Annotated in this window: 5 protein-coding genes and 1 pseudogene; 4 read left to right on the top strand and 2 right to left on the bottom strand. The window is 69.4% G+C overall.

From position 1 onward, the window contains the following. Positions 1–605 (bottom strand): LysR family transcriptional regulator (locus QMK34_RS28620; RefSeq protein WP_326417601.1); only part of this gene is annotated, 605 nt, incomplete at its 3' end. Positions 606–677: 72 nt separating this feature from the next. On the opposite strand from QMK34_RS28620, the gene QMK34_RS28615 reads away from it, so the two are divergent. From QMK34_RS28615 to QMK34_RS28605, 3 genes are all read left to right on the top strand, one after another. Next, positions 678–1,715, top strand: coding sequence for an SDR family oxidoreductase (locus tag QMK34_RS28615; RefSeq protein WP_326417600.1), 1,038 nt, complete (start codon positions 678–680; stop codon positions 1,713–1,715). Between the two features lie 148 nt (positions 1,716–1,863). After that, the gene (locus tag QMK34_RS28610) at positions 1,864–2,130 is read left to right on the top strand and encodes a hypothetical protein (RefSeq protein WP_326417599.1); all 267 of its coding nucleotides are present in this window, start codon (positions 1,864–1,866) and stop codon (positions 2,128–2,130) included. 205 nt (positions 2,131–2,335) lie between these two features. Continuing rightward, a complete protein-coding gene (locus QMK34_RS28605; RefSeq protein ID WP_326417598.1) occupies positions 2,336–2,701 on the top strand; it encodes a DUF4180 domain-containing protein in 366 nt (121 codons plus the stop codon). On the opposite strand, the gene QMK34_RS28600 is transcribed toward QMK34_RS28605, so the two are convergent. Further along, positions 2,685–3,431 carry an SDR family oxidoreductase gene (locus QMK34_RS28600; RefSeq protein ID WP_326417597.1) on the bottom strand — a complete coding sequence of 249 codons (747 nt, stop codon included), beginning with the start codon at positions 3,429–3,431 and terminating at the stop codon, positions 2,685–2,687. The genes QMK34_RS28605 and QMK34_RS28600 overlap by 17 nt on opposite strands. Positions 3,432–3,522: 91 nt before the next feature. On the opposite strand from QMK34_RS28600, the pseudogene QMK34_RS28595 reads away from it, so the two are divergent. Further along, a pseudogene (locus QMK34_RS28595) lies at positions 3,523–3,715 on the top strand (SAM-dependent methyltransferase); the annotation flags it as partial.

The raw sequence follows: 3,715 nt of genomic DNA, 5'->3' as shown, positions 1-3,715 counted from the left end.
CCGTTGCCCGGCGCGTAGTGGACCCAGGCGCAGTCGGCCAGTGTGCGCAGGTCGACGCTGCCGGAACCGTTGTCCTCGGTGGGACCGTCGGCCGGGAGGACGACGACGAACTCCTCGACCCCGAGCGTGCGCACCGGCCCTTCCCAGCCCGCGGGCGGCGGGCCGACCGCGACGTCGGCCTCCCCCGCGGCCATCGCGTCGCGGAGTTCGTCGGCGTGGCGGTACTCGAACAGCCGGACGTCGACCTCCGGCCGCTCCCGCCGCCACACGCGCAACGCGGGCGGCAGCACCCCGAGACTCACCGAATACACCGTCGCGACCTGTAGTTCACCGGCTTCCAGCCCGGACGCCTGCCGCGCCGCGCACCGGGCGCGTTCGGCGTCGGCCAGCGCGGCCCTTGCGTGCGGCAGCATCGCGCGGCCCATCGGCGTGAGCCGCACGGCACGCGGCAGCCGTTCGAGCAGGGGCCCGCCGACGCCCTTCTCGAGCACTCGCATCTGGTGGGACAACGCGGGCTGCGTCACATGGAGGAGCTCCGCCGCCCGGGTGAACGACCCCGAGTCGACCACGGTGACCAGGTACTCGAGCTGCCGCAGGCTTGTCATGACCATAACTTATCGCATAAGTGATAACTATGCCTTGGACTCATGACCCGACGAGGGGACAAGATCGGGGGCATGAACGAAGAACGCAAGGTCGCACTGGTCGCGGGCGCCAACGGGGTCATCGGCAGCACCCTCGTCGCACAGCTGTCGAGCCTCGACGACTGGGACGTCGTGGGCCTGTCCCGCCAAGGCGGCAGGCACCTCGCCGTCGACCTGCTCGACCCCGAGGACACCTGCGCCAAGCTCGCCGGACTCACCGACGTCACGCACGTCTTCTACGCGGCCTACGTCGACAAGCCGACCTGGGCCGAGCTCGTGCCGCCGAACCTGGGGATGCTGACCAACCTGATCGACGCGATCGAACCCGTCGCCACCGGCCTGCGGCACGTCAGCCTGATGCAGGGGTACAAGGTCTACGGCGCCCACCTCGGCCCGTTCAAGACCCCGGCCCGCGAGACCGACGCCGGGCACCTGCCGCCCGAGTTCAATGTGGACCAGCAGGACTTCCTGGAACGTCGCCAGGAAGGGAAAACCTGGACCTACTCGGCGATCCGGCCGTCGGTGGTCGGCGGCGCGGCGCTGGGCAATCCGATGAACCTCGCGCTCACGATCGCGGTCTACGCCTCGATCTCGAAGGAGCTCGGCCTGCCGCTGCGGTTCCCCGGCAAACCGGGCGCGTACGACAGCCTCCTGGAGATGACCGACGCCGGACTGCTCGCGAAGGCGACGGTGTGGGCGGCCACCGGGGAAAGTGCCGCGAACCAGGCGTTCAACATCGCCAACGGCGACCTGTTCCGGTGGAGCGAGCTGTGGCCGGAGATCGCGCGGTACTTCGGGCTGGAGACCGCGCCGCCGCTGCCGATGTCGCTCGACGTGGTGATGGCGGACAAGGAACCGCTGTGGAGCGCGATGGCGGGCAAGTACGGCCTGACGGCCTCCTACCGCGACGTCTCCTCCTGGGGCTTCGGCGACTTCGTCTTCTCGTGGGACTACGACATGTTCGCGGACAGCTCGAAGTCGCGGCGGCACGGCTTCCACGAGTACGTCGAGACCAAGGAGATGCTCTTCCGCCTGTTCGACCAGTTCCGGAAGGACCACATTATTCCCTGACCTTCCCCATCACTCCTCGTGCAACTGTCTTTTAGGCAATGACAAAGCAGTGCGGAGGATCGTGACTCAGGACGGCTGAAGGCGGTGCGGATCGGCAAGCAGTACCGGATCGCCCGCGCTCCAACCGGACACCGAGGTGTCGAGCATCGTGCAGCTCGAAGACCTGGACAGCACCGAGGCCAGCCGGGGCGTCCTCTTCGTCACGAGCTCACTCAGCACCCGTCGCGGGGAGGTGCCGCCGCCGCGTGTCGAGACCGCCCACGACGAAAGCCGCGCCCGGCTGAAGCTCATCGTGCTGGGCGGGCTGGCGGACACGGCCGAGGTGCTGAGCCTGATCGACGGGGACTTTCACGCGGTCTGTTCTGGTGAAGGGGGTCCCCTTCGGTCGCTACCCCAGGTTTGCCGTGTGCCCTGATGGGAGCCTTCACGGCGTCTAACGCCGTCATGGTGGCCTTCAGGGCACGCGTGAAACGGTCATGGCGGTATAAACGGGCGAATGGGCAGACTTTTCGTCCTTTGTGGAGGGTAAGCGGCTTCGAAGGCCAGGCGCCCGAGGCTTCGAGCGGCGGCTGCTACGTCAGTTCTCAGACGCGTTCTGACACCTTTCCGGCCGCCACGGCGTGCAGGTCATACTCCTCGCGCCCGACGGGCCGGGAATCAGCACCGAGCAGGACGTCCTCGACGCACTCGGGTGGGCCTACTTCGAGCAGCCAGGCCTGATCGCGATCCCGGTCGAGGTGCTCGACGTCCGGTTCTTCGACCTGAGCACCCGGCTCGCCGGTGACCTCCTGCAGAAGCTCGTCAACTACCGGCCGCGGGTGGCAACTCTCGGTGACATCGCCGAGCACGTCGCCGCGAGCCCGGCGCTGCGGGACTTCGTCTCCGAGTCCAACCGGGGCCGTCAGGTCTGGTTCCTGGCCGACCTCGCCGAGCTCGACGGACGGCTGGCGCAGCTCGCCGCCCGCGACCTCAGCCCCGGCCGATGAACGGCATGGCGGTGGCGGTGATCGTCAGGAACCCGACGTTCGCGTCGAGTGGCAGCCCGGCCATGTAGAGCACGGCGTCAGCGACGTGCCGGGCGTCGAAGGTGGGCTCGACGGCGATCCGGCCGTCGGCCTGCGGGATGCCTGCCGTCATCCGCGCGGTCATCTCGGTGGCCGCGTTCCCGATGTCGATCTGTCCACAAGCGACATCGTGCGCGCGGCCGTCGAGCGAGATCGCCTTCGTCAGCCCGGTCACGGCGTGTTTGGTGGCGGTGTAGGCGACGCTGGCCGGACGTGGGGTGTGCGCGGAGATCGAGCCGTTGTTGATGATCCGCCCGCCCCGCGGCTCCTGCGCCTTCATCAGCCGGACGGCCTGCTGGGCGCAGAGGAACATGCCAGTGAGGTTCGTGTCGACGGTCCGCCGCCAGTCCTCGACGGACAGCTCGTCGACGGTCCCGCCGAGCGAGACGCCGGCGTTGTTCACCAGCAGGTCGAGCCTGCCCCATCGGGCGCGCACGGCCTCGAACAACGCGGCGACGGACGCCGGATCGGTGACATCGGTGGGCACGACGAGCGCCGCCTCGGCACCGTCGGCTGTCTCGGCGAGCGCTTCGGCGCGACGCCCGGCGAGCGCGACGCCGTAGCCCGCGCCGAGCAGCGCACTGGCGATCTCGCGGCCCAGCCCCGACCCCGCTCCCGTCACCACGGCGATGCCTGCTGTCTCGACGCCCATCGATCCTCCTCCTTCGCCCGGTACCGCCAGTCAGTCTGGCAGCCCCCGGTGAGGTTGGACGTGACCGCGTCCGGCACGGAAGACTGGGCCGATGGGATTGCGGAGCACGATGTCGGCCGGACTCGCCAAGCAGCTCGGCCACCCCACCGGAGTGCGCGGGCGCGCCGTCGGCGCTTTGCTGAACCGTGCCAATCGCCGTGCCGTGACGGCGGCCGTCGACGCGCTCGAGCTGCGAGGCGGGGAAACCGCCGCGGACATCGGGTTCGGCGGCGGGTTCGGGCTCG

Origin of the sequence: Amycolatopsis sp. H20-H5 (assembly GCF_035828755.1) — a bacterium.
Lineage (GTDB): Bacteria > Actinomycetota > Actinomycetes > Mycobacteriales > Pseudonocardiaceae > Amycolatopsis.
This window is presented reverse-complemented; position numbering and strand designations above follow the sequence as displayed.

Excerpts from the sequence above, each read along its gene's own strand:
- QMK34_RS28615 (WP_326417600.1), top strand. The coding sequence starts at position 678 with ATGAACGAAGAACGCAAGGTCGCACTGGTCGCGGGCGCCAACGGGGTC.
- QMK34_RS28600 (WP_326417597.1), bottom strand. The coding sequence starts at position 3,431 with ATGGGCGTCGAGACAGCAGGCATCGCCGTGGTGACGGGAGCGGGGTCG.